22 protein-coding genes and 5 pseudogenes are annotated in these 23,163 nt (G+C 67.3%); 19 read left to right on the top strand and 8 right to left on the bottom strand.

Going from position 1 to position 23,163, the window contains the following annotated elements; all coding sequences use genetic code 11:
- The first annotated feature begins 36 nt into the window (after positions 1–36).
- Together ACFWP7_RS38425 and ACFWP7_RS38420 are read left to right on the top strand one after the other, a co-directional pair.
- Positions 37–708, top strand: a complete 672-nt coding sequence (locus tag ACFWP7_RS38425) for a maleylpyruvate isomerase family mycothiol-dependent enzyme (RefSeq protein ID WP_384391830.1) — start codon at positions 37–39, stop codon at positions 706–708.
- A 121-nt stretch (positions 709–829) separates the two neighbouring features.
- The gene (locus tag ACFWP7_RS38420; protein WP_384391827.1) at positions 830–1,684 is read left to right on the top strand and encodes an alpha/beta fold hydrolase; all 855 of its coding nucleotides are present in this window, start codon (positions 830–832) and stop codon (positions 1,682–1,684) included.
- Positions 1,685–1,750: 66 nt separating this feature from the next.
- Here the strand turns inward: ACFWP7_RS38420 and ACFWP7_RS38415 are convergent, their stop codons facing one another.
- The 3 genes from ACFWP7_RS38415 to ACFWP7_RS38405 all read right to left on the bottom strand — a co-directional run bounded on the left by ACFWP7_RS38415 (position 1,751) and on the right by ACFWP7_RS38405 (position 4,083).
- Positions 1,751–2,851: an SDR family oxidoreductase gene (locus ACFWP7_RS38415; RefSeq protein ID WP_384391864.1), complete on the bottom strand. Its 1,101-nt coding sequence runs from the start codon at positions 2,849–2,851 to the stop codon at positions 1,751–1,753.
- A gap of 148 nt (positions 2,852–2,999) precedes the next feature.
- Positions 3,000–3,572 carry a TetR/AcrR family transcriptional regulator gene (locus ACFWP7_RS38410; RefSeq protein ID WP_384391824.1) on the bottom strand — a complete coding sequence of 191 codons (573 nt, stop codon included), beginning with the start codon at positions 3,570–3,572 and terminating at the stop codon, positions 3,000–3,002.
- Between the two features lie 88 nt (positions 3,573–3,660).
- Complete coding sequence (locus ACFWP7_RS38405) at positions 3,661–4,083, bottom strand: winged helix-turn-helix transcriptional regulator (protein ID WP_384391821.1); 423 nt, start codon at positions 4,081–4,083, stop codon at positions 3,661–3,663.
- Between the two features lie 87 nt (positions 4,084–4,170).
- On the opposite strand from ACFWP7_RS38405, the gene ACFWP7_RS38400 reads away from it, so the two are divergent.
- Positions 4,171–4,992 (top strand): NAD(P)H-binding protein, encoded by an 822-nt coding sequence (locus ACFWP7_RS38400; RefSeq protein WP_384391818.1) that lies wholly within the window; start codon positions 4,171–4,173, stop codon positions 4,990–4,992.
- Between the two features lie 134 nt (positions 4,993–5,126).
- Here the strand turns inward: ACFWP7_RS38400 and arsM are convergent, their stop codons facing one another.
- Complete coding sequence (arsM, locus tag ACFWP7_RS38395; protein WP_384391815.1) at positions 5,127–5,882, bottom strand: arsenite methyltransferase; 756 nt, start codon at positions 5,880–5,882, stop codon at positions 5,127–5,129.
- Positions 5,883–5,987: 105 nt separating this feature from the next.
- Here arsM and ACFWP7_RS38390 point away from each other — a divergent pair, with 105 nt between their 5' ends.
- The 8 genes and pseudogenes from ACFWP7_RS38390 to ACFWP7_RS38355 all read left to right on the top strand — a co-directional run.
- The gene (locus ACFWP7_RS38390; RefSeq protein WP_384391812.1) at positions 5,988–6,362 is read left to right on the top strand and encodes an ArsR/SmtB family transcription factor; all 375 of its coding nucleotides are present in this window, start codon (positions 5,988–5,990) and stop codon (positions 6,360–6,362) included.
- Positions 6,359–7,117 (top strand): aquaporin, encoded by a 759-nt coding sequence (locus tag ACFWP7_RS38385; RefSeq protein WP_384391809.1) that lies wholly within the window; start codon positions 6,359–6,361, stop codon positions 7,115–7,117. The genes ACFWP7_RS38390 and ACFWP7_RS38385 overlap by 4 nt, the downstream gene beginning before the upstream one ends.
- The gene (locus ACFWP7_RS38380) at positions 7,114–7,536 is read left to right on the top strand and encodes an arsenate reductase ArsC (RefSeq protein WP_384391806.1); all 423 of its coding nucleotides are present in this window, start codon (positions 7,114–7,116) and stop codon (positions 7,534–7,536) included. The genes ACFWP7_RS38385 and ACFWP7_RS38380 overlap by 4 nt, the downstream gene beginning before the upstream one ends.
- A gap of 147 nt (positions 7,537–7,683) precedes the next feature.
- Positions 7,684–8,188: pseudogene (locus tag ACFWP7_RS38375) on the top strand (SMI1/KNR4 family protein).
- A gap of 127 nt (positions 8,189–8,315) precedes the next feature.
- Positions 8,316–8,527, top strand: a pseudogene (locus ACFWP7_RS38370) (IS5/IS1182 family transposase); the annotation flags it as partial.
- Between the two features lie 664 nt (positions 8,528–9,191).
- Positions 9,192–9,893: an NPP1 family protein gene (locus tag ACFWP7_RS38365; protein ID WP_384391862.1), complete on the top strand. Its 702-nt coding sequence runs from the start codon at positions 9,192–9,194 to the stop codon at positions 9,891–9,893.
- Positions 9,894–10,581: 688 nt separating this feature from the next.
- Positions 10,582–10,812 (top strand): annotated as a pseudogene (locus tag ACFWP7_RS38360) (RICIN domain-containing protein); the annotation flags it as partial.
- 157 nt (positions 10,813–10,969) lie between these two features.
- A pseudogene (locus ACFWP7_RS38355) lies at positions 10,970–11,404 on the top strand (transposase family protein); the annotation flags it as partial.
- A gap of 131 nt (positions 11,405–11,535) precedes the next feature.
- Here ACFWP7_RS38355 and ACFWP7_RS38350 read toward each other — a convergent pair.
- Entirely contained in the window at positions 11,536–12,855 is a 1,320-nt protein-coding gene (locus ACFWP7_RS38350) for an Nramp family divalent metal transporter (RefSeq protein ID WP_384391803.1), read from the bottom strand.
- Positions 12,856–13,500: 645 nt separating this feature from the next.
- On the opposite strand from ACFWP7_RS38350, the gene ACFWP7_RS38345 reads away from it, so the two are divergent.
- The gene (locus tag ACFWP7_RS38345) at positions 13,501–14,910 is read left to right on the top strand and encodes a hypothetical protein (protein ID WP_384391800.1); all 1,410 of its coding nucleotides are present in this window, start codon (positions 13,501–13,503) and stop codon (positions 14,908–14,910) included.
- A gap of 43 nt (positions 14,911–14,953) precedes the next feature.
- On the opposite strand, the gene ACFWP7_RS38340 is transcribed toward ACFWP7_RS38345, so the two are convergent.
- Positions 14,954–15,307 (bottom strand): VOC family protein, encoded by a 354-nt coding sequence (locus ACFWP7_RS38340; protein ID WP_384391797.1) that lies wholly within the window; start codon positions 15,305–15,307, stop codon positions 14,954–14,956.
- 205 nt (positions 15,308–15,512) lie between these two features.
- Between ACFWP7_RS38340 and ACFWP7_RS38335 the strand changes: the two genes are divergently transcribed.
- The 3 genes from ACFWP7_RS38335 (at position 15,513) to ACFWP7_RS38325 (ending at position 18,550) form a co-directional block, all read left to right on the top strand.
- On the top strand, positions 15,513–16,469 hold the full coding sequence (locus ACFWP7_RS38335; RefSeq protein WP_384391794.1) for a GlxA family transcriptional regulator: 957 nt from the start codon (positions 15,513–15,515) through the stop codon (positions 16,467–16,469).
- Positions 16,470–16,576: 107 nt separating this feature from the next.
- Positions 16,577–17,575, top strand: coding sequence for a type I glyceraldehyde-3-phosphate dehydrogenase (gap, locus tag ACFWP7_RS38330; protein WP_384391792.1), 999 nt, complete (start codon positions 16,577–16,579; stop codon positions 17,573–17,575).
- A 561-nt stretch (positions 17,576–18,136) separates the two neighbouring features.
- Positions 18,137–18,550 carry a cytidine deaminase family protein gene (locus tag ACFWP7_RS38325; RefSeq protein WP_384391789.1) on the top strand — a complete coding sequence of 138 codons (414 nt, stop codon included), beginning with the start codon at positions 18,137–18,139 and terminating at the stop codon, positions 18,548–18,550.
- Here the strand turns inward: ACFWP7_RS38325 and ACFWP7_RS38320 are convergent.
- Positions 18,514–18,765: a hypothetical protein gene (locus ACFWP7_RS38320; protein WP_384391787.1), complete on the bottom strand. Its 252-nt coding sequence runs from the start codon at positions 18,763–18,765 to the stop codon at positions 18,514–18,516. The genes ACFWP7_RS38325 and ACFWP7_RS38320 overlap by 37 nt on opposite strands.
- 5 nt (positions 18,766–18,770) lie before the next feature.
- Between ACFWP7_RS38320 and ACFWP7_RS38315 the strand changes: the two genes are divergently transcribed.
- Positions 18,771–19,355, top strand: coding sequence for a DinB family protein (locus ACFWP7_RS38315; RefSeq protein ID WP_384391784.1), 585 nt, complete (start codon positions 18,771–18,773; stop codon positions 19,353–19,355).
- An 8-nt stretch (positions 19,356–19,363) separates the two neighbouring features.
- Here the strand turns inward: ACFWP7_RS38315 and ACFWP7_RS38310 are convergent, their stop codons facing one another.
- Positions 19,364–20,362 carry a chitinase gene (locus ACFWP7_RS38310; protein ID WP_384391783.1) on the bottom strand — a complete coding sequence of 333 codons (999 nt, stop codon included), beginning with the start codon at positions 20,360–20,362 and terminating at the stop codon, positions 19,364–19,366.
- 362 nt (positions 20,363–20,724) lie between these two features.
- On the opposite strand from ACFWP7_RS38310, the pseudogene ACFWP7_RS38305 reads away from it, so the two are divergent.
- The 3 genes and pseudogenes from ACFWP7_RS38305 (at position 20,725) to ACFWP7_RS38295 (ending at position 22,848) form a co-directional block, all read left to right on the top strand.
- Positions 20,725–21,571: pseudogene (locus ACFWP7_RS38305) on the top strand (IS5 family transposase).
- A 243-nt stretch (positions 21,572–21,814) separates the two neighbouring features.
- Positions 21,815–22,258 carry a nuclear transport factor 2 family protein gene (locus tag ACFWP7_RS38300; RefSeq protein ID WP_384391780.1) on the top strand — a complete coding sequence of 148 codons (444 nt, stop codon included), beginning with the start codon at positions 21,815–21,817 and terminating at the stop codon, positions 22,256–22,258.
- Between the two features lie 110 nt (positions 22,259–22,368).
- The gene (locus ACFWP7_RS38295) at positions 22,369–22,848 is read left to right on the top strand and encodes a zinc-binding dehydrogenase (protein ID WP_384391778.1); all 480 of its coding nucleotides are present in this window, start codon (positions 22,369–22,371) and stop codon (positions 22,846–22,848) included.
- Positions 22,849–23,163: the final 315 nt, after the last annotated feature.

Raw genomic sequence — 23,163 nt, 5'->3', positions numbered from 1 at the left:
ACTGTCGGAGCACGGTGATGGACAGCCAGCGCGTCAATGACTCTGGAGTTCCCCGTTCTGCTGCGGCTGATCGACGAACGGTCGTCCGCGTTCCGGGCCGCGGTCGCCTCCGCGCCCACCCTTGAGATACAGGTGCCGACCTGCCCCGGATGGACGCTGCGCGATCTGGCGCAGCACCTGAGCGAGGGTCGCCGCTCCTGGGCCGCCACCGTCGTCGCAGGGCCTGCCGCCGCCAAGTCCGTGCCGGAGGGTGCCCCGGCTGTGCCTCGGGAACGCGAGATGCTGCTGGCCTGGTTGGCCGCTTCGACGCAGCAGCTACTGGACTCACTGCGAGCGGCCGGCCCGGATCGCGGTTGCTGGACGTGGTGGGGTACGTCGGAGTCGCCGCAGACCTCCGGTGTCGTCGCCCGGCACCAGCTCCAGGAGACCGCGGTGCACACGTACGACGCCCCGATCACCTTGGGGACCCCGCAGCCGCTGCCGGAGGCGGCGGCACCCGACGGTGTCGACGAGTTCCTGTCCACCTGCTGCGCAACGACAAGCGCCTGGCCGCACAAGCCCGCTGCCGTCGACTGCCACGCCCCCGGAGGCCGCTCCGGCCAAGAGCACCCTCAGGCCATCCGCGTCCCCATCGGCAGCCGCATAGTGCACCGCCGTCCGCCCCAACCGATCCCGGTCCGTCATGCCGACCATCCTCACCCGGCTTGACCAAACAGATAGGGGCACCCCCCACTCCCCACGCCGTCGGCGACAGGGAGTTCGACTGGGTTTCCGCGTGGCCGGAAGCCTCGGCGTATGGGCACAATCGGCCGGGAGAGGAAACGCGGCGATGACCGAGTGCGTGATTGAGGCGGACGGCGTTGAGCTGTGCACCGAGTCCTTCGGCGGCCCGTCGGATCCGCCCGTTCTGCTCATCATGGGAACGGGGGCTTCGATGCTCTGGTGGGAGGAGGGTTTCTGCCGGATGCTCGCCGGGAGCGGGAGGTTCGTGATCCGGTACGACCACCGCGACACCGGGCGATCGGTGACCTACGAGCCGGGCCGTCCCGAGTACACCGCATCGGACCTGGTCGGTGACGCCACCCGCGTCCTCGACGCCTATGAGATCTCAGCTGCCCACGTCGTGGGTGTCTCGGCCGGAGGGGCGTTCGCGCAACTGCTCGCGCTCGAACACGCCGATCGCGTGCTCTCCCTCGTCCTGATCAGCACGTCCTCCGCTGTGCCCGGCGACCGCGAACTACCTCCCCCGACCGAGGAGTTCATGCGCTTCGTCTCATCCGCGCAGGTTGAATGGTCGGATGCCGAATCGGTGATCGAATACCTGGTGGCCTACGCGGTCATGCTCGCAGGAGGGCGCCGCACCTTCGATGAGACCGCTGCCCGTAGCCTTGTCCGTCGCGACGTCGAGCGCGCGCACGACTTCGCGGCGGCCCGTAACCACGACGTACTGGCGGACGGTGCACTCCCCCAGGCCCCCCTGTCCTCGATCGCCGTGCCCACGCTGGTGATCCACGGCACCGCCGATCCGATGTTCCCGCTCGGGCATGGTGAGGCTCTCGCACAACAGATCCCCGACAGCACGCTATTGGCTCTGCCCAACGCCGGCCACGGGGTCGAGCAGGCCGACTGGCCGACGATCGTCCCAGCGATCCTGGAACACACGTCCGCAGACCATGCCGGCTAGAGCGGTGACCCGCCATGGGTGGGAGAGCGGTCGGGACCCTGCCGAGTGGGCTTCCGCCCCGACCGCCTACGCCCCGGTCGTGGCAGCGCCGAAGCGGTCGCAGACGAGGCGGGACGCCCAGCGTCGGAGCGTTTCGTCCACCGGTGGGTGCTGCAAGCCTGCCGCGCGGGCCAACTGGTCGGCGGAGCCGGTGTCGTAGCGATCCTCGGAGAGGAACGAGAGCGTTTCCGGGTCCACCGCGGTGAGCGCGCGAGGCAGCCGTCGCACAACGCCGACGGGGAGCCGCAGCCGCGGCACTCTGACGTCCAAGTGATCGGCCAGCAGGGCGACCAGGTCCGGCAGACAGGGCGTCGTCGAATCGAGCACGGCGTGGAGACGGATGGGACCCTCGTCGCGCTCAGGCACGGCCGCCATGAATCGGGCCAGGTAATCGATCGCCACGACCGGTATGTAGGTGCGTCGGCTGCCGACCAGCGCGGGCAGACGGCCTTTCCACAACTGCTCGACGAGACCGGCGAGACCGATGTACTGCGCCGCCTCTCCGGTGGCCGAGTGCCCGATCACGGTGCTGGGATTGACCACCGTGAGGGGTACGCCAAGCCGCGGTGCAGTGACACGCACGGCCGCGTCGCCCTCAGCCTTGGATGCCTCGTACGCGCCCAACCGCGCGTAGAGGGCCCGAGATTCATCAGGCGGCAGCGGAAATTGCGGGTGATTGCTGCGGCCCACCCGATAGCCTGACAGAGGGACACGTCTCCGCAAAGAGGGGCGAGTTGCTGTCCACTGCAGCACATGCAGCGCTCCGTCCGCATTCGCCGATCGCGCATCCTCGGCGGAGAGACCGAACCGGTAGAGCGCGGCAACGTTGAACACGTCGCGGACCTCGCCGAGCAGAGCCTCGTCGGCCGGGCCGAACCCGAGATCCGGCCTGGTGATGTCGGAGGTCACTGTGACCATGACACTGTCGTCGACACCGTGGCCGCGCAGCCATTGACGCAATCCGTTGGCGCCCCGGCCCCCGTCGCGCACTGCGGCGGCGACCGGCACTCCTCGCGTGAGGAGTTCGAGCACAAGCCAACGCCCTACGAAACCATTGGCCCCGACGACCAAGTTGTGCGCTGCCCGCGAGTCGGCGATTCCCTCACTGTGACGAGTGGTGGAACTCATCAACTCCCCTTGCATGTAGACCCATCTGTATATTTTCTGATCCTGCAGGCGCGGCCGACACCCTCCGAAGCCGCGAACGGGCAGGCGGGCCAACGATCAACCTGAACGCCCACCCATGCAGGTGCGTCTCGACTGTGAACCATCTCGATCAGTGCGCGAGCAGCAACTCCGCAGCCCGCGCGGCCTGATCGAGATGCACTCGACTGTGATGCACGCGAGCAAGCAACAATGCCCCTTCGACCTGCGCGAGCACCGCACCGGCGGCCGCCTGTGCCGCGGAACGGGTGAGTCCTTCGTCGACCAACCGGTCGGCCAGCGCTCCCTGCCATCGCTCGTACGCCTCAGCGCAGACGAGCCGCAGTTCCTCGTTGCCACGGGCGACTTCGAGCGCCACGGTCGCCAGAGGGCAGCCCATGCCGTAGTCGGATCGCTCCATCCGGTCGGCGAAGACCTCGATCAGCTGCCGGACGATCCCCACTGCGGAGAGCCGGCCGACGCTGAGTGATTCGATCAGGTCACCGACCTCCTGGCCACTCTCGGTCAAGGCCGCTGTCACCAATTGGTCCTTGCCTGAAGGGAAGTGGAAGTACAGGGAGCCTCGCGGCGCACCGCTCTCGGTCAGCACTTGGTTCAGCCCCGTACCGAAGTAGCCCTGCGCCTCGATCAACGTGCGCGTGGCGGCGATCAGCCGGGACCGCGTCTCCTCACCCTTGACACCCATGGAGGGACAATAGACCGGTCTGTATATTTTGGCCAGCCGGAGCGACGTGCGGGAACCGCTCGCCGCCCTCGTACCCAACCCGCTGCCGTCAGCGGATGTCGTGGTCGGGGTGGGTCCGGTCGTACGCGTGTCGCGCCTCGGCGATGCCGGCACGGTGGGCAAGGGACCAGTCGGCGAGCTCCTTGACCAAGTGGGTCAGGCCGGATCCGGTCTCGGTCAGGCGGTAGTCCACCCGTGCCGGGACGGTCGGGTACACGGTGCGCAGTACGAGGCCGTCGCGTTCGAGCCTTCGTACCGTGAGGGTGAGCATGCGCTGGGAGATGCCGTCGATGGCGCGCTGCAGTCCACGGAACCGGCGTGGCCCGCCCGCGAGTTCAACGATCACGAGTACCGACCACTTGTCCCCGATGCGGTCCAGGACGTCGCGGATGCCGCAGTCGGGGTGGTCCTCGCGTCCACAGGGATCGAGGTCGGCGGGGGTGGTGGTTACTCCGGTGTGCGTGAGTGACATCAGACTGCCTTCTTGTGGCCCGTGGGCGTGCGGTCAAGGATCAAGCGTAGTTACTGATGAGAACCACGACGGCAGATTGAGATTGACATGATTCTGGTGACCGGAGCGAACGGGAACCTCGGCTCGTCCATTCTTGCGGCGCTGCACGCTCGCGGCGTCGTCGCGACGGGCGGCAGCCGCACACCCGGCGAGGGCATGCGGCGTCTCGACTTCGACGACCCTGCGGGCCTCGACCTCGCCGGTGTGTCGACCCTGGTGCTGGTCTCGGCCGGCTTTGCGGAGGACGACCAGGTTGTCGGGCGGCACGCGGCGGTGCTGGACGCCGCCGTCCGCGACGGCGTCCAGCACGTCGTCTACACGAGCCTGACCGGTGCCGGTGACCATCTCGGTTTCGCGCTCGCGCACCGTGCGACCGAACGCCTTGTCCGGACCAGCGGACTGCCGTGGACGATCCTGCGCAATGGCCTCTACGCCGAACTCTTCGGCGCTCTCCTGATATGGACCGACAAGGGTGTGGAGTCCGCGTTCGGGGACGGCGCGCTGGCCGCGGTCGCGCGCGAGGATCTCGCCGATGCGGCGGCGAGCGTTGCGGCGAATCCGACACAGCACGGTGGACGCGTCCACGAGCTCGTCGGCACGTCGATCACGGCGGGACAGGTGGCCGACCCGCTCGGGGTCCCGCACCATGCCATCAGCCTGGGCGAATACCGGCGCAGGCTTCTCGACGAGACGCCGGGCCTGTTGCCGTTCCAGCCGCCCATGCTCGCCTCGATCGCCACGGGCATCCGACACGGCTTCCTGGGCGGCACCGCCACCGACCTCCCGGACCTCCTCGACCGCCCGGCCCGCGACCCCTTGGCTGTGGCCGTCGCGGCCGCGTCGGCCACAAGACCGAAGGCGAGCGTCTAGCGGCGGCAGGCAGGAGCCCGGCAGCGACATGGGTCCTCCCGACGGTGGGGGTGGGAGGGCCCGTTCGACCGCGCCCCGCCAGTTGGCCCGCTCCCCCGGCGCCCGGCAGGACTACGGGGCCGGGGCGACCGGCATCACACCGTCCTCGGCTTTGCGGCGCGGACGATCGCGGAGTACATACCGTCGGCGACAGGGTGGGTCGGGGTGATCTCGACGTCGGTGAATCCGGCGGCTTCCAGGCCTTGGCGGTACTCGGCGAAGGAGAGGGCGCCGGCGATGCAGCCGACGTAGTCGCCGCGCTCGGCACGCTGTTGCGGAGGGAGAGTGTCGTCGGCGACGACGTCGGAGACACCGATCCGGCCGCCGGGCTTCAGCACGCGGAAGGTCTCGGCGAAGACGGCCGGCTTGTCGGTGGACAGGTTGATCACGCAGTTGGAGATGACCACGTCGATGGAGTTCGCGGGCAGCGGGATGGCCTCGATGGTGCCCCTGAGGAACTCCACGTTCGTCGCTCCCGCCTTCTCGGCGTTGGCCAGGGCGAGTTGGAGCATCTCGTCGGTCATGTCCAGGCCGTACGCCTTGCCGCTGGGGCCGACGCGGCGGGCGGAGAGCAGGACGTCGATGCCGCCTCCGGAGCCGAGGTCGAGGACGCGCTCGCCGTCGCGGAGTTCGGCGACGGCGGTGGGGTTGCCGCAGCCGAGGGAGGCGGCCACGGCCTCGGCGGGCAGGGTGTCGCGTTCGTCGGCGGCGTAGAGGGTGGCGCCGAAGCTCTCGTCGACCTCGACGGCCTGCGGCCCGCAACAGGCGGTGCCGCCTTCGGTGACCTGGACGGCCGCCGCGGCGTATCGCCGACGGACGGTCTCGCGCAGGTCGGTGGACTGTTCGCTCATGACTCACTCCTGGCTGACAGGGCATGGCGGTGCCCCGGAACGGCTTGTATTGACGTTCGTTGATGCAACCTTGCGCCTTGGATCGAAAGACGTCAACATAGACGCATGTCGAAACAAGAACTTGTGGTGATCGGTCAGGACGCCGCCTGCTGCGAAGGCCTGACTGTCGCCCCCCTGGACGAGGAGCGCGCCGGGGAACTGGCGAAGGTGTTCAAGGCACTGGGCGACCCGGTACGGCTACGGCTGCTGTCGATGATCGCCTCGCGCGGGGAGAGCGGCGAGGTGTGCGTCTGTGAGCTGACCCCGGCTTTCGAGCTCTCCCAGCCGACGATCTCCCACCACCTCAAGCTGCTGCGGCAGGCCGGTCTCATCGACTGCGAGCGCCGCGGCACGTGGGTGTACTACTGGGTGCTGCCTGGCGTCCTTGACCGGCTCGCCGCCTTCCTGGCAACGCCGCAGACCGCCGGGGCGAGTGCGTGAGTGCACCGCTCGGCCGCCGCGTCGCCGCCGAAGCTCTGGGGACCGGGCTCCTGGTGGCGGTGGTCGTCGGCTCGGGCATCCAGGCCACCGAGCTGTCGGCCGACGTAGGTGTGCAGCTGCTGGCCAATTCGCTCGCCACCGTCTTCGGCCTGGCCGTGCTGATCACGCTGCTCGGGCCGGTCTCGGGTGCGCACTTCAACCCGGCCGTCACCCTCGCCGCCTGGTTCACCGGCCGTCGTGACAACACCGGCCCCGCCCTGCGGGAGGTCGCCGCGTACGTTCCCGCGCAGGTGGCCGGGGCGATCGGCGGTGCAGTTCTGGCCGACGCCATGTTCGCGAAGCCGCTGGTGACGTTCTCCACCCACGACCGCTATGCCGGGCACCTGTGGCTGGCCGAGGTCGTCGCCACGGCCGGGCTGATCCTGCTCATCTTCGGCCTGGAGCGCATCGGCCGCGCCGCCGTGGCTCCGGCCGCCGTGGCCTCGTACATCGGAGCCGCCTACTGGTTCACCTCCTCCACCTCCTTCGCGAACCCCGCGGTGACCGTCGGCCGCGCCTTCACCGACAGCTTTGCCGGTATTTCCCCGGCCTCCGTGGCCCCGTTCATCGCAGCTCAACTGCTCGGTGCCGCGCTCGGACTGGGCGTAGTGGCGGTGGTGTACGGAAGACGTCCGGTGGCCATGAAGGACGCAGCCGTCGTCCCGCACACCGAGCCCGAACTCGCCTCCGCCCGTCTGCAAGGACACCCGCTATGAGCACTGCCGCCCCGCGCCCCTCCGTTCTCTTCGTCTGCGTCCACAACGCCGGGCGCTCCCAGATGGCCGCCGCGTTTCTCACCCACCTCGCCCACGACCGCGTCGAGGTGCGCTCGGCCGGATCGGCTCCTGGCGACGCCGTGAACCCGGCGGTCGTGGAGGCGATGGAGGAGAAGGGCATCGACATCTCCGCCGAGACCCCGAAGATCCTCACCACCGAGGCGGTCCAGGCGTCCGACATGGTCATCACCATGGGCTGCGGAGACACCTGCCCGGTCTTCCCCGGCAAGCGTTACCTGGACTGGCAGTTGGACGACCCGGCCGGCCAGGGCGTCGACGCCGTCCGACCGATCCGGGACGAGATCGAACAGCACGTGCACGACCTGCTCACCGAGCTGGGCATCCCGACCACGGCGTGACCACCGCGCGCACGGCGATGAATCCCGGTGCCGACGGAGAGGCGAGTCCGAACGGGAGGTGTTGTCACAGCGGGGTGGTATCCATGCCGCAGGAACGTTGATCACGCCGACCCCGCCGAACTGGCGGCGCTTCGTGGGGCGTTCGACATCGATGACAGCGGTGGGTCGGCTCTTGACTGGGAGGCCGTGTACGCCTTCGAAGCAGAGCACGGGATCGTGCTGCCCGAGCCGTATCGGACCGTCGTCGCCGAGATGACGGACGGTTCGTATTCCGGGCCGCCGGAGTTCGGACTGCTGTCATTGGCGGACTTGCCCGACGACTGGGGCGGTGAGGAACACGACCGCGATCTGGACAAGCCGTTCCCCCTGACGGATACGTGGCTGTGGGAGGAAGACTCGGATCCGTCCGAGAAGGTCGATGCGACCCTTGAGCAGGTCTATGACCATGGCTCGATCGTGCTGGGCACCGACGGCTGCGCCATGAACTGGCATCTCATCGTGACGGGCCCTCATCGAGGGCACGTGTGGCTCATCAGCGACGTTGGTGCCGTCCCCTTCGGAGCACAGTTCGGGCTTCACGACCGCCGAGGCGGGCTTTGCCGGTTGGGTCAGGCACTGGGCGGCGAACAAGCCCTGGTATGACGCTGCGTGAGTGGTTGAAGGTGCGGCCTGTGGCCACCTGAGCCGACTCCTGCATCGAGGTCACGACCGGGGCCGTCGTTCTCGGGGAGGGGCAGCCCCAGCCGGAATTGAACGTCGGCGGCCTCGGGCGGAGTCCCGGTTCCTGGGTGACCACACCCCTCAGGCGCCCGCCCGGACCCGACCTCACACCAACCCAGGCAACGGTCAACCGCGCGCTCTCGACAGCGTGTGCACCGCTGGAACGGGGTGTAGCGCCCGCCTCAAGTCCTGACGGATCTTCCGCAAAGACCGGTGCAGCCCGAATCGAATGACGTCAGTCACCGCAGCCGTCCTCACCCTGGAACCCTGAATGTGCTCACTCGGCCGGCAGGACAGGGTCGGCGGGAAGGCCGTCTCCAATCCGTGCCCTTTCCGATCACCGTCATTTACTCATCATGGATCACTGAATTCTCACAGGATCCCCGCGTCGCTCTGCACTTCCACACGATACCGCTGAGCGATATCTGTGTATTCTCTTTGAGGATTGAGCCGCCGGACCTTCGCCCTACCCACCGTCTCCGCTTGACTCACGCGTCGAGCTGTCGAACCATGCGCGAGCTGGTCATATGTGATTCGCGGCGCACATATCGTCGCCTCCGGTTCCGGAATATCCGTAATGCCCTATTCGGGAAACTGATTAACTCGGGAATTTCTCTTGCCCTCAGCGTCCCCTCGGGATAGCTTAACGCCGCGCCAAGTGAATGACGTGCGCACGCCGGTTGAAAAGGACCCTTCCGATACGGCAAGTGTTTCCCTTTCCGTCGCGCAGAATCCATTGATCTCGACGCAAGGCATCCCGGGCGAGGGGCCTTGCTCACCCCGCTGATGTTGAGGAGTCCGGTGTGCGTTACAAGCTGTCATCGAAGGTGAACCCCGAGCGGGACCCGGGGGAAGCCGCGCCCCGCCCCGAGCGCCGGGGTTGGCCGTTCCGCCGGTCCGCGATCGCGACCGTCGTGGGCGCCGCCGCCCTGGTCCTGGTCGCACCGGGCACCGCGAGTGCCAACGTCCTCACAGCCCTGCCGCAGAACGCCGACGCCATGGAGCAGACGTTCTCCCCGGCCTACGACTTCGACACGGACGGCTGCTACTCCACCGCTGCCATCGGTGCCGATGGCAGCATCAATCCCGGACTGTCGCTCGGTGGCGCCGTGAACGGCAACTGCCACGACATGGCCCAGCTCAACAACGACAACACGTACTCCCGCGAGAAGTGCAACAACGGCTGGTGCGCGGTCATGTACGCCAGCTACTTCGAGAAGGACCAGGACGTCGATGTGCTGCCCATCGGGCACACCCATGACTGGGAGCATGTCGTGGTCTGGATCTACAACAACGCCGTCCAGTATGTCTCGGTGTCGCAGCACGACACCTACCAACTCCTCCCCGCCTCCTCGATCACCTTCGACGGAACGCACCCGAAGATCGTCTACCACAAGGACTCGATCGGGTCCCACGACTTCCGCTTCGCGACCTCCGGTGACGAGCCGCCGGAGAACGCCACCGGCGGCTGGTTCTACCCGCGGCTGGTCGGCTGGGACGGCTACCCGGCCGGCTACCGCGACAAGCTGATCAGCGCCAACTTCGGTGACGCCACGCTGAAGATCGACGACGGCGACTTCCAGTACAACCTCTCCCTGACCGAGCCCGCCGGCATCCCGTTCGACCCCAACGCGTAGCCGGAGCACACGCTCCGAACTCCCCCGATCATTCCCCCGGCCACACCCTGTGGGCCCCATCCGAACGCCGGACGGTGTTGGTGAATCCGCGAGGGCCTTCGTGACTACGGCCGCACAGCCCCCATCGGGGCTGTGCGGCCGTAATCGTACTTCTGGGGTGGGTTCGTGTCGTTGCACGGGGTAGATCTGGCGGAGATCCCGGAGGAGATTGCGCGAGTGGCTCGCGTGGTGTTCGCGAAGGCGGTGTCTGGCGATGCGGGTGCGTGACGTCCTTGGACCGGCGTTCGCCGATGCCAACTTCGAGGAGTTGTTCCCGGCGCGGAGGCGGCCGGTGGTGTTGCGGGCCCCGCCCGGCGCTGGTGTCGGTCGAATGGCCACGCAGGACGCACTTCTCGATCACTTTCGGTGCACGCGAACACACCTACACCGACGCCCGAATTATCAATTACCCCTGAATAAGTCGCACCAGGAACCGGTCAGCGCGACCACGTTCTGGCACGAGGGAGATTTTCCGGTATCTAAGGGTCATAGCCTTAACGCCTCGAGATTTCAGACGGCGGCTCCGAGAACGCGGCACCTGTGATCCAAGATGAATGCACTTTCTACACCAAGGGCTATTGGCATGACGAGCGGAAATGGGAACGGACCCTAGTTCCTGGCGCCATAGCGACGTACACCGCCAATAACGTTGCTACCCGGAAATGCATGGCTGCTGGAGGGGCGAGCGAGCCACCCCTTGGGGAAAGCTGTTACCCAATGGCCTTGCGAGAGCGGCCACAAGGAGCAGCAGTGGATTGCCCACTCCAGTTCCAGGCCGTGGAACACGGAAAGCAACCTGTGCCTGGCCATCCCCAACGCTAGGACGGCTGGCGGTGCCGCGGCTATTCAGTGGACGTGCGAGGACATCAGGGATGCGCCCGAGCAGAATTGGAGGAAGGAATTCCTCTACTGGCCCCCACAAACCGGACGTGCCCGCCGAAGCATCCCCTTCCCCAGCCGCGCCGCCGACTCACGCAACCGCAGGTCAACAGCCCGGGCTCGATGGCAGGCGGCCACTCCACTCAGCGGTAGTTGGCGACCGGGTCGGCGACAACTGGGCCGACTACTCCCACAAGCACCGCCGTCACGGGGTGAACGTGCAGGTGGTGACCGAGCCGGTCGGGCGGCTGATGTGCACCTCGCCCGCGCTGCCCCGCCGTGCCCACGACCTGACCGCGCCCCACACCCACCGGATCATCCGGATCTGCGAACGCCAGGGCATCCCTGTCCTCGCCGACCCCGCCTACATGGGAGTCGACTCGTGGGTAACGACACCCCTCAAACACCCACCTGACCGCAAGCTCACACCGACTCAGCAAACCGTCAACCACGCGCTGTCCGCGGCCCGGGCACCGGTCGAGCATCGCATCGCACGACTGAAGTCCTGGCGCATCTTCCGCAGATCCCGGTGCAGCCCGAATCGAATGACGTCAATCGCCGCAGCCGTCCTCACCCTGGAGCGGCACCGCTGAAAAGGCTCACTGATCCGCGTGAACCGGCCCGAGCAGTGAGCCCGCAGCCACCGCCGTCCTGATGCGAGAAGCACCCCAACCTGCTCAAGGGAATTGCCACGTCTGCGAAGTGGCCCGGACTCGGCTGAGCGTTAGAAGAAGTCCGCCCACGGCTGGTCCCAGATCTGCTTCACGCACAGGACCAGGAAGAGCAGCCCGGCGATGGCGAGCATGGCGTTGCTGAGCAGACCGTTGCGCCACTCGCCGGGCGTGCGGGAGGAGTTGAGGAGCCAGATCAGGGTGAGGGCGAGGAAGGGGAGGAAGGCGGCGCCCAGGACGCCGTAGAGAATCACCAGGCGGAATGGCTGGCCCTGGAAGAGCAGGACGATCGGCGGGAAGGTCAGCCAAAGCAGGTACGCACGGAACGGCCAGGACTTCTCCCGGGTGCCCGACGCCACTTCCTCCCCGGTCGTCCCGGTCCCGCGATAGCGCTCCACGAAGTCCGCGAACATCAGGCTCACGCCGTGCCAGACGCCGATGAGCGAGGTGAAGGAGGTGGCGAAGAAGCCGATCAGGAAGAACTTTGCGGTCGCCGCGCCGTACTCCGCCGCAAGGATGTCGCTCAACTGGATGAGGCCCTTGTCACCGCTCGCGATGGCGATGTTCGACGAGTGCAGGATTTCCGCGCCGACGAAGAGCATCGAGATGACGAAGATGCCGGTGGTGATGTACGCGACGCGGTTGTCGAGGCGCATGACCTTCATCCAGCCCGTATTCGTCCAGCCCTTCGCGTTGACCCAATACCCGTACGCGGCAAGGGTGATGGTGCCGCCGACCCCGCCGATCAGCCCGAGCGTGTTGAGGATCGAGTCCTTCTCGTCGGGGAGGACGGGAAGGAGGCCGGCGAAGGCGTCGCCGAGGTTGGGGGTGACGCGGATAGCCAGGTAGACCGTGACGACGAACATCACGCCCACCAGCACGGTCATGACCTTCTCGAAGACCTCGTACTTGTTGAACCACACGAACACCAGGCCCACCAGGCCGCAGATGACCGCCCACGGCTTGATCGACCAGGAGTCCGGGAAGACGTCGGGGAACAGCGCCTGCAGCGGCAGCGCGCTCGACGACATCGCCGCCGCGCCGTACACGAAGCCCCAGATGACCACGTAGACGACGAAGAAGTACGTCGTCCACCGGCCCAGGCTCGCCCAGCCGTCGAAGAGAGTGCGTCCGGTGGACAGATGCCAGCGGCCGGCCGCCTCGGCGAGAGAGATCTTGACCACGCAGCCGATGACAGCGGCCCAGAGCAGGGTGTAACCGAAGTTGCTGCCCGCGACGAGCGTCGCGACGAGGTCACCGGCGCCGACTCCCGTCGCGGCGACGACGATGCCGGGTCCGATGTACTTCCAACTCGACTTGCGCGGCTGGGAGATGGACTCCCCTGACACTGACTTCCCAGTGGTCTCCGTCATGTGAATCAAGAAAGCGCAAAGAGTACGGGGCCACAAGGGCGCGTGCTTCGATCACCACTTGATGTGCACAGCGTCCCAGGCAGGGCAGGACGGCGCAGGACGGCGACTGCACCTGGGGGACGGGAGGGTGGGGCGCAAGCTGTGACGGCTTGGCCCTACCACTGGAACGTGATGCCGGTCAGCTCCTCGGAGAGGGACCACAGCCGGCGTTGGAGGGTCACGTCGTAGGACTGACCGCTGGAGCGTTCCCGCCGACTTATCCAGCGTCTTGGCCATCGCGCCGGCTCCTCGATCCCGCGGAGACCGCTCGTGTCCAGGACATGATGAAGCGACGATTCCTCATGTACCGCCTGGTCCACCTCCTCGACCACGCCCTGGGCCGCGAACGCCGACTGGTCGCCATCGCGATCACCCCATGATCAGCATGCATCTCACGACGAGGTCCGCGTAAACACCTGTGGTTTTCCCAGGGCAGCCTCTGCCGCACGGGCGCGTGCACAGTATGAACAGAACTGTGTGATCAATGGTGCGGGCGCCGGTGTGTTCCTAGCATCACAGCGCTCGGCGCGATGAAGCGCCACTGGATTCAGGAGCGTTGCTGTGCCCAGCCCAAGTCGGAACAGACCTTCCCGCACCGGATCCCTCGTGCGACGTGGCGTGGCACTGGCCGCCGGCATCGCGGGCGTCGTCGGGTCGTTGAGCGGCATCAGCCCTGCCCAAGCCACCCAGCTGCACCCCGGGCCGGCTGCGTGCCCCGCGAGGGTGGGGAGCGAGGCCACGTGTTACACCGGCCAGGACGCCAACGGGGCCTACTACGCGATCGCCGTGCCCAAGAACTGGAACGGCTCACTGGTCGTACATGCGCACGGCGGCCCCGACTTGGGCGAGGGGTCGGATCCGGAGCGGAGCATCGGCGACCTGGATCGCTGGTCCGTGATGGTGGACCAGGGATATGCCTGGGCCGGTTCGTCCTACCGCCGAGGTGGTTACGGAACCCGGATGGCGGCTGCCGACACGGAGAATCTGCGCCGTCTGTTCGTGGAGGAGTTCGGCGAGCCGAAACGGACGTACGTGCACGGTCAGTCCTGGGGTGGGAACGTCGCCGCCAAGGTCGCGGAGGTGTACGGCAAGAAGCACGGCCCATACGACGGCGCTCTGCTCACCAGCGGTGTGCTGGCGGGCGGCTCGCGCGGCTATGACTACCGCGTTGATCTGCGGGTGGTCTATCAGTACTACTGCCAAAACCTTCCGCGCCCCTCCGAGGCTCAGTACCCGCTGTGGCAAGGACTTCGTCCCACGTCGACCCTTACGACAGCGGGCCTGCGGGATCGCCTACAGGAGTGCACCGGATATGCCTCGGCTCCACAGGAGCGCACCCCACTGCAGCAACGCAACCTTGACGACATTCTCGCGGTCACGCGCATCCCGGAGCGGACGCTGGAATCGCACCTGCGCTTCTCCGTGTTCACCTTCCGGGACATCGTGCACAACCGGCTCGGCGACCGGAATCCCTTCAGCAACAAGGGCGTGCGGTACTCCGGTTCACACGACGACAGGGCACTGAATGCGGGAGTCGAGCGCTTCTCCGCCGATCCCGACGCCCGGCGTGATCTGTCCTACGACAGCGATCTCACCGGGCAGGTCTCGATCCCCGTACTCACCATGCACGCCATCGACGACCCCACCGCATTCGTCGAACACGAGGCTGCGTACCGGGCGACTCTTGAGGGCGCACATCGCGAGGAGAACCTCGTGCAGACCTTCACCAGTGAAAGCGAGCACAGCGCACTGAGTGACTCGGAGTACGCCAACTCCATTGCCGCGCTGGCTTCCTGGGTACGCACGGGGAAGAAGCCTACGTCGCAGTCCGTCGCGTCATCGTGTGCCTCTTTCGACCGCGACTACGGCACGGGGTGCTTCTACGGCTCCGACTTCCGCCCGTCGCGCTACGCCTCTCGTGTCCTGCCCCGGCCGGGCGGGCTGTCGTGGCCGGCCATGACGGCATCTCAGGAAAAGTCCTGGAGCCGGATCAACGGTGTGGGGATCGCCCCGTAGTACGCGCGCCCACGAGGTTGTCACCGCCTGCGTGAGGACGCGGTCAGGCGGGCTGCCACAGCTCGACCCGGTTGCCTTCAGGATCGGTGACCCAGCCGAATCGACCGACGCCCTCCATGTCCTGCGTTCCTTTGGCCACGTCCGCCCCCTTGGCGCGCAACTGCGCGAGCATCGCGTCCAGGTCGCGCACCCGGAAGTTGAGCATGGTCTGCTGAGCGCGGGACCCGAAGTAGTCGGTCTCGGACTCGAACGTCGCGAACACCGTCGGCCCGGCTCCCTGACGCCACAGGCCGTTCTCATCGGCATCCAGGCCCAGGCAATCGCGGTACCACGCGTTCAGGGCCGCCGGATCGGCAGCCCGCATGAAATGTCCACCGATTCCAAGCACACGTTCCATGCCGCCATTTTGCCAGGACGGCCAGCGGGCTCACCGGCACCACACCACCACTCCTTCGCCCCCTCCCCATCGCGGGAGAATTCGCAAGCTGCGCACCCCGCCGCATGACAAGCGCACAAGATGCGGCGGGGATCAGAGTGGAGTCACTGGGGCTCCGCCCGGCTCGCGGAACCTGGCGCTGCGACCCCCGCGTACCCTCTTCTTCGTGCCAGCCCCATCCCTGCATCACGTCGCCGTCCTCGTGCTCGAAGGCGCGAAGCCCCTCGATGTCGGCATTCCTGCCCAGGTGTTCACGACCCGCGCGAGCATGCCGTACGAAGTGCGGGTGTGCGGCGCGGCACCCGGTCTCGTGACCGGCGGCGACGGCCTGTCGTACTACGTCGCCCACGGGCTCGACGCGCTTGAGTGGGCCGACACCGTTTTCGTCCCCGGCTACCGGTTCCCGGATCGCGACGACCCTCCGCGGGCCGTCATCGATGCGCTGATCGCCGCCCACGAGCGCGGCGCGCGACTCGCAGCCATCTCGACGGGTGCCTTCGCGCTCGCTGCCACCGGGCTGCTCGATGGCAAGCGCGCCACCACGCACTGGCATTACACGCGGGCACTCGCGGCGAAGCGCCCGCTCGTTCGGGTCGACGAGGATGTTCTGTTCGTCGACGAGGGCAGCGTGCTGACGTCGGCCGGCGCCGCCTCGGGCATCGACTTGTGCCTGCACATCCTGCGCGGCGATCGCGGGGTGTCCGCGTCGAACCACGCGGCCCGGCGCCTGGTCGCGGCCCCCTACCGCAGCGGCGGCCAGGCGCAGTATGTACCTCGCAGGGTGCCCGATCCGCTCAGCGAGCGGTTCGCCGCCACCCGGGAGTGGGCGCTGCACCGGCTCGGCGAGCCCCTCGCCCTCGAAGCGCTCGCCCGGCACGCGGCGGTGTCACCGCGCACGTTCTCGCGACGCTTCGCCGAAGACACCGGGTACACGCCGATGCAGTGGGTCATGCGCGCCCGCATCGACGCGGCCCGCGAGCTCCTCGAACGTTCGGAGCGGAGTGTCGAGCAGATCGCCACCGACGTCGGCCTCGGCACCGGTGCCAATCTGCGGCTGCACTTCCAGCGCATCCTCGACACCACGCCGAGCGAGTACCGGCGCACGTTCACCCAGGGTGAGTAGCCTGCCACCATCACGTGGCGTGATCCTTGCGTACCGTGGCGATCACGCCACTGTCACCGGTCAACGCCGCGTGACAACCTGATGACGAACAAGAAGGGACACCACTCATGACTCGCATTGCCATCAACGGATTCGGCCGCATCGGACGCAACGTGCTGCGCGCGCTGCTTGAACGCGACAGCAACCTGGAGGTCGTCGCCGTCAACGACCTCACGGAGCCCGCCACCCTTGCGCGACTGCTCGCCTATGACTCGACGGCCGGCCGGCTCGGGCGCCCGGTGACTGTCGACGGGGACGCCCTCATTGTCGACGGCCATCGCATCACGGTCCTCGCCGAGCGCGAGCCGGCTCAGCTGCCGTGGGCCGAGCTCGGCGTCGACATCGTGCTTGAGGCGACCGGCCGCTTCACGTCGGCCAAGGCCGCCCGCGCCCACATCGACGCCGGCGCGAAGAAGGTACTCATCAGCGCGCCGGCGGACGGCGCAGATGTCACGCTCGCGTTCGGGGTCAACACCGATGCGTACGACCCGGCCCTGCACACGATCGTCTCGAACGCCTCGTGCACGACCAACGCTCTTGCGCCACTGGCCGCAGTGCTTGACGATCTTGCCGGTATCGAACACGGCTTCATGACGACGGTGCACGCTTATACCCAGGAACAGAATCTGCAGGACGGTCCGCACCGCGACGCCCGCCGCGCCCGCGCCGCCGCTGTCAACATCGTGCCGACCACGACGGGCGCCGCCAAGGCGATCGGCCTCGTGCTGCCGAACCTTGAGGGCAAGCTGTCGGGCGACTCGATCCGCGTGCCGGTTCCGGTGGGATCGATTGTCGAGCTCAACACGACCGTCGCCCGCGACGTGACGCGCGAGGACGTACTGGCGGCGTACCGCACCGCGGCGGAGGGACCGCTCGCCGGCGTACTCGAGTACTCGGACGACGCGCTCGTGTCCTCCGACATCACGGGCAATCCGGCCTCGTCGATCTTCGACTCGGCTCTCACCCGCGTCGAGGGCCGCCACATCAAGGTGGTCGCCTGGTACGACAACGAGTGGGGCTTCTCGAACCGCGTGGTCGATACGCTCCAGCTCCTTGCCGCCGGCTGACCGGTAATCGGGGCGGGCGGCCCTACGGAGGACCGGCGCAACGCCGTCGGGCCCCGTTCCGGGCCCCCTTCTCCGCTACCGCGCGATCGCGGCAGCGGCCGTGCGGTAGGCGGACATCCTGACAGGGCCGGACCGGGCGGGAGCCGGGCCCGGCCCTGTTCGTGTCAGTTGTCGGGGTCGGCAGCCGCGCTGAGGGCGGGCACCGTGTCCTCGGTGGGCGAGGGAGCGGGCGCCGAGGCGGAGCTGGTCGAGGCCGGCCTGGCCGACGGGCGTGTGGTGCCAGAGGCTGATGTTCTGGGGGGTGGTGGGCTGCCGAGTGCTCTCGTCGATGATGACGCAGACACCGTGGGCATGGACACTCGTCGCGATCCGCTCCACGGTGGCGTGGTTGTCGATGTATCGGTCCGTGGCGACGGCGTCCTCGGTCGGGCCGTGCCCAGCAGGATCCAGCAGTCCTGGTCGAACTTGTCATCGGGCGGAACAGGCACACCGCCGATATTCGCTTGCACGTCATCGGCACGCGGGGTCAACGTCGCCTGACACCTGACGAAGGCAGAGAAGATGACCACGCAGACCCATCCCGTCGACCACGAACTCATCGATGCCGCGGCGCACGTCGCCCGCACTCGCTGCCAGGGCGACAACCACACCATGGCAGCCGCGGCCCGCGCCCCGGACGGCCGGATCGTCACGGCGGTGAACGCCTATCACTTCACCGGAGGGCCTTGCGCCGAGTTGGTGCTCATCGGTGCGGCGGCCGCCCAGGGCATCTACGAGCTGGACACGATCGTTGCCGTGGGCGACCGCGAGCGAGGGGTGGTACCTCCGTGCGGCCGGTGCCGTCAGGTCCTTCTCGACTACTTCCCCGCCCTCAAGGTCATCGTCGGCGAAGAGGACCACGTCCGGACCGTTCCTGTCACCGACTTGCTCCCCGAAAGCTATGTCTGGGCCGCCCACCAGCTCGACGCCGAGTAGACCTCGCCATTCAGTACGTGCTTGCACAGGGGCGCAGCTCCCCCACGACACTGCCCGGACGGGCTCGCGCACCGGACGGCGTGCGGGTCCACCCGCAGCGTCGCGATCTTCTTGTAGCAGGCCAGGGCGGCGGCCATGGCCAGGCCTCGGCTCTGCCAGTCGTTGCGGACCACGTACCGGATCTTGAGACCACGAGCGGCCCATGGCAGGCTCATGCCGCATGATCGATGAATTCGCGAAAGACAACCTGCACGGGAGACTGCGGCGGGACCGCAAGGCGCTGCTCTGGAAACTCGACGGCTTGTCCGAATACGACGCCCGCCGACCTTTGACAGCGACGGGGACCAACCTCCTCGGCCTGGTCAAACACGTGGCCACCATCGAGGCCAGGTACTTCGGCGAGGTCTTCGACCGCCCTTCCCCGGAACCGCTGCCCCGGTGGCAGGACTCCACCGGGGCAGACCTGTGGGCGACCGAGGACCAGACCCTCGATCAGATCATCGCGTTCTACCGGCGCACGTGGGAACACTCGGACGCGACGATCAATGAGCTTCCCCTCGACGCCCCCGGCCACGTGCCGTGGTGGCCGGAGCCTTGTCCCAACACGAACCTGTTCGCCGTCATGGTCCATGTCCTAGGCGAGTCCATCCGGCATACCGGGCACGCCGATATCCTGCGCGAGGGCATAGACGGCCGGACCGGGGTGCGCGCCGAATACGAGGAGCAGATCGACGAGGAAGCCCGTGCAGCCCACTGCGCCAAGATCGAGCAGGCCGCCAGGTCGGCCGCACCGATCAAGGCTTAGCCAGCGGTCTAGCGGTGGGTGAACGAGCGCATGGTCCGTGTGTAGTCCCATTCGGACTGCTCCACACCGGAGCAGGTGCCGTCGTGCACACCGGGGCAGTCACCGTTGTCCCGGCCCAGGGCCCAGAAGGAGAGGGAGGCGATGCCCTTCTCCCCCGCCCACTTCGTGACGGCCTTGGCGTCGGCGAGCGTGAAGATCTCCGGCGGGCCGGTCTCGCCGCAGCACCCGTAGTCGTCCAGACCGATCATCTCGGTGATACCGACCATTCCCCACAGCTGCTTCGAATTCCGGTCGGGGTAGATCTCCTTCAGGGTGGCGACGAGACTGTCCGCCGCGGTGAAGGTGTCGGCGGCCATGTCGTGCTGTTTGCCGTCCCAATAGTCGAAGGTCATGATATTGACGAGGTCGATATCCGCTCCGTTGGCCACGGCATTGGTCAGCGGCACTTTGCCGTTCGGCTCCAGGCCTGTCGGCGACGACGGAAGGGTGTAGCCGAACTGGACCTCGCGATGGGTCCGTTTCGCCCACTCGTCCACCAGGGCGATCGCCTTGTTGCGCCGGTCGACCCCTGCGGTGTTGTTCAGCGACGTCCCCTCGACGTCGAGGTCGAGCCTCGTGATGCCGTAGGTGGTGATGACCTTCTCGTAGGCGGCCGCGATACGGCTGACATCGGTACAGCTGTCCGCGATGTCCGTGCCCAGCCCACTGGCGGCGCCGCCCCCGAAGGAGACAGCGACATCTCCGCCCCGGCTCCTGAGCTTCGCGATCTCCTTGCTGTAGACAGAGGCGGAGATCGGGGTCTCGGGCAGGCCGTTCCACAGCGGTTCGCAGGAACCGGGCTCCTCGGTCTGCACGAACGCCATGGTCAGGTAGCTGGCGCCCGACTCCTTGGCCAGCGCCGCGGGGTCACCGGGCCGATAGCTCTGGAAATACGGAGCGAACACGTGCGCCGGCATGGTGCGGGGCGAGGCGGCCGAGGCCTGCTCGGCGGCCGAAGCTCCTGTCATGCCGGCGGTCAGAGCCGCCACAGTTGCCACCACTGCGGCCGATCTACGGAAAATCGGGCGGAATACGGACACGTCTATCACCTTTGGGGGATCCGGCATCGTGACAATCAGGCATTGATATCCACACCGATACCAAGGACCGTCGCCCGTCAAAAAGCGGCAGAATTCTAGCCAAGTCGGGCAATCCCGGAAATGCGCTCACCGCATCACGCGATGTATGGGTTGACCGACTCCGCCGCCACTTTGGATCATTAATATGACTGCCGCAATTCACCGAAGTCAAGGGATCTTTACGCCACTTGAAAGACGGCGGTCAGAGGTTGTCCCACGTGACTTGATGTTCGTGCGGCGTGATGCCGGTCGTGGGTGCTGATCTATCGAAGCGTCTGGTTCCTGATGAACTCTGGGAGCCGGCCGCCCCGTTGTCGGCCTCGTTCGCTTCGCTGCTCGTCCGCAATATGGTGGGACCGCTCCGTGTGACGAGCGAGCCGTGTTCACGCCAGTGGTGTACGCACTGACCAGCGGCTGTGCCTGGCGGCATCTGCCGCCGACGTTCCGCACGTCGCCCGCCACCGCGCATCGCCGCTGCACGGTAGGGACCGAGGCCGGCCTGTGGCGTCGGCTGCACCGGCCGGTGCTGGACGAACTCGGGGCGCAGGGCGAGGTGGACTGGACCTCGGCGATCGTCGACGCGGCCTCCGTTCGCGCCAAAAGGGGGATCGCCGCCCGGGCCGAACCCGGTCGATCGTGGCAAGAAGGGCAGCAGGCTGCACGTGCTGTCCAATGCCCAGGGCATCCCGCTCGCCGTCGCCGTGTCCGGCGCGAACATGCACGACAGCCTCGCCCTCAAACCGCTCATCCGCGGCATACCCGCCGTCCGGTCCCGCCGAGGACCACGGCGCGTCGACCCGCCAAACTCCGCGCGGACAAGGCGTACTTCTCCGCCGGACACCTGGCCTGGCTGCGCGAGCGCGGGCTCGTCGCGCGCATCGCGCGGCCCGGCATCGAGTCCGGCGAACGCCTCGGTCGGCACCGCTGGAAGAGCGAACGGTCGATCGCCTGGCTCTTCGGCTACCGCCGCCTCACCATCCGATACGAACGAGCCGCCTCACCGTCCGATACGAACCAAATGGCTCGCGCCTCCCCGCCTTCCCCGGCCTGGCCACCGCCCTGACCTACTACAAGAAGCTCGCGAAACTTGCCACATGAGACACCCTCGTAAAAACGGGATCCTGTAGTGGCGCCCACGATCCGCCATAACCCGCGCCGCGTCTGCCGCACCCACGCGCAGGGCGAGGAGACGTGGCGATTCACACCGGTTCACCCGGAAAGGCGATCTTGGTGACGCGCCGATTGCCTTACTTCGGAGGTAATCGTCTCGGCACGCCCGCACTGGCAGGCTTGGTGATCTCTCCGCGCCGGAAGACGCGGACCAGAACGAAGAGGCCGGCCATGCCCAGAGTCACACCGACGAACACCCGTACCGTGGTTGAGGAGTTGCTGCGCAGAATTGGCGAGGGCGACCCCGAGCGCATCGCCGAGCTGTATGCCGAGCAGGGCGACTGGAAGCTTGACTGGCCGGAGGCCGAGCACAGCCGTACTGCCACGCCGTGGATCCGTCACCGGTCCACCCGCGCCGACGCAGCCGCCCACTATCGCGAGCTTGCCGAGTACCACCTACCGGAGTGTGTGGCGACCGAGGTCGAACGCGTCCTCATCGACGGAAGCGACGCGGTCGTGCTCGGCGAGATCCGTCAGACCGCCCGGCCCACCGGACGTGCGTATCACGCGCGGTTCGCTCTGCATCTCACCGTCGAAGACGGCCTTGTCACCCGTCATCACGTCTATGAGGACAGCCTGGCCGTCGCCCAGGCATTCGAGGCGGCGGATCGGTGAAGTGCCCGCAGGCCGCCGACTGATCCACGACGGGCAGCTTCGCGACCGTCGGAGGGCTTGCCACGGCGCTGCGTGCGGCGGTACTGGCCGGGGACCTCAAGGGCACCACGGTGGCGGTCTTCGGCGGAGGCCCGATCGGGCAGGTGGCATGTCGCATCGCCGCCCAGCGGGGCGCGAACCACGTCATCCTGGTGGAGTCGGCCCCGGAGCGCCGCCGTTTCGGCCCGGCCTCACGGGCCGATCCGACCATGAGCCCGGCGCAGGCCGGCGTCCAACTCGACACCTCCACGGTGGGTGTGGTGTTCGAGTGTTCGGGCAGTGCGGCGGCCAGAGCAGAAGCCCTCCGGCTGCTGACCCCTGGTGGTGTGCTGGTCAACGTGGGTGCGGGACCCGGTGGTGGATTCGACCCCGACACGTTCTGGTCAAGGAGCTCACCTTCCGCGGGTCGTTCGTCTACGGCGCCGAGTTCGACAGCGCCATCGAACTGCTCGCCCGCGGAGACATCCGCGTCGACGACCTCACCACGGAGATCGCGCCGGTCGAAGAGGCACTGCGGGCGATCGAGACCCTCCGCTCCGCGGAGGTCATGAAGGTGCTCATCGCGCCCAACGGGTGACACCGGGACCACGGTCCGTCCTCCCAGGAGCACTGCGCACTCCTTGTCCACGAGTCTGAAAAAAGCACATCTTAGGCGTTTTCTCATACGCAGAAACATCCGGGTCGCAACAAATGGAGCGTTGCGCCCAGGAAGCTCGTGGACAATTTATGAGTACGTCTCATATTCACCTGAGGGAGCCTCATCCATGAGGCGTGGAAAGCGATTCCGGAATTTATCCGTACGGCTTCCATGCCTAACGAGCTCGTGCATGGTTGGCGGTGAGACGTCGAGGACTTCGGTGGGGCCC

This window comes from Streptomyces sp. NPDC058470, from assembly GCF_042721055.1.
Classification (GTDB): domain Bacteria; phylum Actinomycetota; class Actinomycetes; order Streptomycetales; family Streptomycetaceae; genus Streptomyces.
Note: the sequence above shows the minus strand (reverse complement) of the source record. Positions and strands in the feature narration are given on the sequence as shown.